This is a genomic window from Dietzia sp. DQ11-44 (assembly GCF_014145205.1).
In the GTDB taxonomy this organism is placed as follows: Bacteria; Actinomycetota; Actinomycetes; order Mycobacteriales; family Mycobacteriaceae; genus Dietzia; species Dietzia natronolimnaea.
The window spans coordinates 1-3,626 of sequence record NZ_JAALEC010000183.1; the positions used below are offsets into that span (position 1 = coordinate 1).

Annotated in this window: 3 protein-coding genes; 2 read left to right on the forward strand and 1 reads right to left on the reverse strand. The window is 71.3% G+C overall.

The genetic code is table 11. From position 1 onward, the window contains the following. Positions 1-22 precede the first annotated feature (22 nt). A complete protein-coding gene (locus G6018_RS05685; protein WP_182639099.1) occupies positions 23-1,588 on the reverse strand; it encodes a succinic semialdehyde dehydrogenase in 1,566 nt (521 codons plus the stop codon). Positions 1,589-1,690: 102 nt separating this feature from the next. Between G6018_RS05685 and G6018_RS05690 the strand changes: the two genes are divergently transcribed. Beyond that, complete coding sequence (locus G6018_RS05690) at positions 1,691-2,485, forward strand: MerR family transcriptional regulator (protein ID WP_182639101.1); 795 nt, start codon at positions 1,691-1,693, stop codon at positions 2,483-2,485. Positions 2,486-2,623: 138 nt separating this feature from the next. Then, on the forward strand, positions 2,624-3,514 hold the full coding sequence (locus G6018_RS05695; protein WP_182639103.1) for an oxidoreductase: 891 nt from the start codon (positions 2,624-2,626) through the stop codon (positions 3,512-3,514). The last annotated feature ends 112 nt before the right edge of the window (positions 3,515-3,626 follow it).

Sequence of the window (3,626 nt, forward strand, 5' to 3'; positions counted from 1 at the left end):
TTCGCCGTGGGGCGCGACCGACCTACCGGCCGGGCAGGAAACGCATCGCGTCCGTCGCGGGGGCGAGCATCTTGTGCCACCGCGTGCGGGGCAGGAACGACGGCCCGCCCATGTGCACGACGCGCTGAGTGGCGATCGTCTGCGCCTCGGTGTACTTGAGCAGTCCCTCGTCGCCGTGGCGTCGGCCCACACCGGAGGCGCCCATGCCGCCCATCGGGCCCGCGACGGAGCCCCAGCCCGCGACGTAGCCCTCGCCGACGTTGACGGTGCCGGTCCGCAGGCGCGCCGCGATCTGCTCGCCCTCGGAGTCGGACCCCGCGAACACCGACGAGTTGAGCCCGTACTCGGTGTCGTTGGCCTCGGCGATCGCCTCCTCGACCGAGTCGACCGGGTAGATCGAGACGACCGGGCCGAAGGTCTCCTCGCCGTAACAGGTCGCGCTGGAGGGCACGTCGGTGAGCAGGGTCGGCTCGTAGAACAGGGGGCCGAGGTCCGGGCGGGGGCGACCGCCGGCCAGGACGCGGGCGCCCTTGGCCACGGCGTCGTCGACGTGTGCGGAGACGGTGTCCAGCTGGTCACGGGAGATGAGGCTGCCCATCTCGGCCTCGAAGTCGTAGCCGGGCCCCACGCTCATGGACTGCACACGCGCGGTGAGCTTCTCGATGAGCTGCGGCGCGACGGAGCGCTCCACGTAGACCCGCTCGACCGAGATGCAGAGCTGGCCGGAGTTGGAGAAGAACGCGCGCGTGGCGACCTCGGCCACCTCGTCGAGGTCGGCACCCTCGGTCACGATCATGGCGTTCTTCCCGCCGAGTTCGGCCGAGAAGCCGATCAGGCGCTCGCCGCACTGGCGGCCCAGCGTGCGGCCGGTGGCGGTGGAGCCGGTGAACATGAGGTAGTCCACGTTCTCCACGATCGCCCCGCCGACGGTGCGGCCCGAACCGGGGACCACCTGGAACAGGTCGCGGGGCAGACCCGCGCGGTACAGCAGGTCCGCTGCGGCCAGGGCGCAGAACGGCGTGATGGAGGCGGGCTTGATCACCACGGCGTTACCCGCGGCCAGGGCCGCCAGTGCGTCCGTGGCGGCGAGGTTGAGCGGGTAGTTCCACGGCGCGATCACACCCACGACGCCCTTGGGGTGGCGTCGGACCACGGCCTTGGTCAGGCCCGGCAGCATGCCCTGGACCCGCTTGGGGGCGAGCAGCCCCGGGGCCGTCTTGGCGTAGTGACGTGCGGTGATGAGGCAGTCCAGGACCTCCTCCTGCGCCGAGGCCCGGCTCTTCCCGGTCTCCGCCTGGACGATGTCCATGAGCTGCTCGCGATCGCGCATGACCAGGGAGGCGAAGCGCTTGAGCACGGCGACGCGGTCCGCGGGCTCGCGGTCGGCCCACGCGATCTGGGCGGCGCGGGCCCGCTCGACGGCCGCCAGCACGTCGTCGGCGGTGCCCACGGGGATCTCGGCGAGCGGCTCGCCGGTGAAGACCTCCTCGATGACGGCTGACTCCCGACTCGAGGGATCGGAACGGAATTCGGGGATCGCGACCAGGTCGCGGAGTCGGTCGTAGACACGGGGCGTGGGTCGGCTCATGCCCCGATGTTACCGACGAGTAAGCCGACGCGGTACCGACTCGCCCTTGACCCTGACGTCGCGTCAGGGCCCAGGGTGGTCGATGTGAGAGATGCTGGAGCGATGACGAGCAGTGACGGGCTCACCGTGGGCGCGGTCGCCGACCTCGTCGGCGTCAGTATCCGGACCCTGCACCACTGGGACCGGATCGGGCTGGCGCCGGCGAGTGGACGGACGTGGTCGGACTACCGCGTGTATGACGACGACGACGTCGCGCGCATCCACCGGATCCTGGTCTACCGCGAGCTGGGCCTCCCGCTGGCGCAGATCGGGGTGCTGCTCGACGACCCCGACGTCGACGAGGGCGCCCACCTGTCCCGGCAGCGCGAGCTGCTCCTCGACCGCATCTCGCACCTGCAGGAGATGGTCTCCGCAGTAGACCGCCTGAAGGAGGCGATCGCCGTGAACACACCACTGACACCCGCGGATCGGGCCGAGATCTTCGGCACCGACTGGAACGAGGACTGGCAGGCCGAGGCGCAGCAGCAGTGGGGCGACACCCCGCAGTGGGAGCAGTCGCGACAGCGCACGAGCACGATGTCCAAGGAGGACTGGCGCCGGGTCAAGGCCGAGACGGATTCGCTCAACGCCGACCTGGCCGCAGCCAAGCGGGCCGGGGTTGACCCCGCCTCACCCCGGGCCGCGGAGCTGGTCGAGCGGCATCGTGCGTCGATCTCGACGTTCTACGACTGCACGCGCTCGATGCAGGTGCTGCTGGCGCGCATGTACCGGCAGGACCCTCGCTTCAGCGAGACGTACGACTCGCTCGAGCCGGGCCTGACCGGGTGGATCGAAGCCGCTGTCGAGGCCGACGCCCGCGCGCACGGTGTGGACCCCGACACCGCCACGTGGGACTGATCCCGGTAGTCCCTCACCGATCCGCTCCCGGGTCGCGCTGCGTGTTCGTCCGGATCGCGACCGGTCACGCGCCCCGGACGGTCCATTCCGGGCGCGCGACTCGGCCGACGAGAGGCCGGTCCTGCGTACCCTGGACGCATGACCAGTCGATGGACCACAGCCGACATCCATGACCAGACGGGCCGGACCTTCGTCATCACCGGCGCCAACGCCGGCCTCGGGCTCGAGTCCACCCGGGCGCTCACCGCGGCGGGAGCCCGGGTTCTGATGGCGTGCCGGGACACCACCCGCGCCGAGGCCGCCCGGGCCGGCCTGGCGCACCCGGATCGGGCGGAGGTCGTCCAGCTGGATCTGGCCGATCTGGACTCGGTCCGCTCCGCCGGTCGGGTGCTGGCCGACCACCGACCCGATGTGCTGATCAACAACGCCGGACTGATGAACATCCCGCAGTCGCGCACGGCCCAGGGCCACGAGATGCAGTTCGGGGTGAACGTGCTCGGCCACTTCGCGCTCACCGAGCAGCTCGTCCCCGTGCTCACCGACCGGGTGGTGTGGCTCGGCTCGATGATGCACAAGAGGGGCACCGTCGATCCGGACGACCTCGACTGGACCCGCCGCAAGTACTCGCCGATGGGGGTCTACGCGGCCACCAAGCTCGCCTGCGTCATGCTGGCCTACGAGCAGCAGCGTCGGTTCGACGCGGCGGGGTCACCGCTGAAGGCCGTGGCCGCCCACCCCGGGTACTCGGCCACCAATCTCCAGTACCGCAGCGGCAGCCGGGTCCAGGACCTGATGATGCGGGTCGCGGAGAAGGTCCCGTTCCTCGTCCAGCCGGCCGAGCGCGGGGCCCTGCCCCAGCTCTACGCCGCCACCGTCGACTCCGTTCCCGGCGGCGCGTACGTGGGTCCCGACGGCTTCGGTGAGCTCAGCGGATACCCGAAGATCGTCGACTCCACCCGCGCCTCGCACGACCGCGCGGTGGCGGCGGCCCTGTGGGATCGGTGCGCGGAGATGACAGCGGCGCGGTGACGACGAGCTGAGCCCCGCCCGCGGCTCAGCCGCCAGGGCACTTTCGCGGCTCAGCAGCCAGGGCACTTTCGCGGCTCAGCCGCCACGGCACTTTCGCGGCTCAGCCGCGGCG

What these genes read in the sequence shown, in the direction of transcription:
- G6018_RS05685 (WP_182639099.1), bottom strand. Translation starts at nt 1,588, where the DNA reads ATGAGCCGACCCACGCCCCGTGTCTACGACCGACTCCGCGACCTGGTC.
- G6018_RS05690 (WP_182639101.1), top strand. Translation starts at nt 1,691, where the DNA reads ATGACGAGCAGTGACGGGCTCACCGTGGGCGCGGTCGCCGACCTCGTC.
- G6018_RS05695 (WP_182639103.1), top strand. Translation starts at nt 2,624, where the DNA reads ATGACCAGTCGATGGACCACAGCCGACATCCATGACCAGACGGGCCGG.